This is a genomic window from Acidovorax sp. HMWF029, assembly GCF_003060895.1.
Classification (GTDB): domain Bacteria; phylum Pseudomonadota; class Gammaproteobacteria; order Burkholderiales; family Burkholderiaceae_C; genus Acidovorax.
In genome coordinates this window covers 1-1,060 of record NZ_QAIH01000059.1, presented here as the reverse complement: position 1 = coordinate 1,060, position 1,060 = coordinate 1, and the positions used below count along the sequence as shown (strand labels likewise).

Genomic DNA, 1,060 nt, shown 5'->3' with positions numbered 1-1,060 from the left:
CAGGCGGCCCGTGTGGGCGTCAAGCCGCACAAGCGATGGGTCCATGCGGCCCAGGTCGCGCTTGACGCGGCCGGTTTCGGGCGCGGTGGGCACGCCGCCGTTGGCGACGATCAGGGTGGGGGCGCCGCCCTTGCTTCCCCGCGTGTCCCAGACCAGCTCGTGCGCGTCGATGCCGTGGGTGGGCCAAACGGCGGTGGCAGCGAGTGTGCGGGCGTCGCGCACCACGACCCAGCTCGCGCCCGTCTCGGCATCGGTTTCGGTGGTGTACAGCCGCTGGCCGTCGGCGCTGGCCAGCACATGGCCGTTGAAGGATCGCTCGCCGTCTTGCCACAGCCACTGGGGCTCGCCGCCCGCGCCGGGCCGCCAGCGCACCAGCCAGTCGCCGGGGCGGCGGGCCGTGGCAATGACAGACCCGTCGGGCAACACACACAGGCCGTGCGCGCGTGTCGGCACCTGCAGCGCGGCGTGAACCTGCAGCGCCTGCCCAGCGCCTTCGTGCGTGGACAGCACACCGATGTGGAAACCGCCCTGGTGTTCCCACGCGGCGACCAGGTGCACACGGTCACCGGTGCTGGCGAAGGCCGCTCCGGGGGCGATCACGCAGGCGCCCAGGCCCGCGAGAGCGGCCAGTGCGTGGCGGCGGTGCTGGTCAGTCGCCATCGGCGTCCGAGAAGCCAATGCTCACCTGCAGCGCGGGCGCCACTTCGGATTCGGCCAGGAACTTCAGCGCGGCCAGATCACGCGCGGTTTGCTGGATGGCCGCCTTGTTCTGCAGGCCGCTTTTTTGCACCTGCGCCATCGATGCGTCCACCTTGTCGGTGGCCTGACGCATCTTGTCGGCCAGCGGGTTCAGTCCCTTGCCGCGCAGGTACATCTCCAGCGGCACCAGCGCCTCGCCAGCGGCGGGGATGTCGGCGCTGGCGGGCAGGGTGGTCAGGCTGCGCAGCGCGCCCCAGGTGGCGGCCCAGGCGGCCAGCGTGCTGCCGCTGGCGGTGCGGGGGTAGTCGGGCGGGCGGGCGCCAGACCCCGATCCGGCCGCGCGCAGAGGCTTGTCCATCTG

At 72.6% G+C, this 1,060-nt stretch carries 1 protein-coding gene and 1 pseudogene; both read right to left on the bottom strand.

Going from position 1 to position 1,060, the window contains the following annotated elements; translation table 11 throughout:
- Positions 1–660, bottom strand: a 660-nt coding sequence (locus tag DBR12_RS22520; RefSeq protein ID WP_233244285.1) for a DUF1513 domain-containing protein, incomplete at its 3' end; no start/stop codon positions are given.
- Positions 650–1,060: pseudogene (locus DBR12_RS03720) on the bottom strand (hypothetical protein); the annotation flags it as partial. The gene DBR12_RS22520 and the pseudogene DBR12_RS03720, both read right to left, overlap by 11 nt.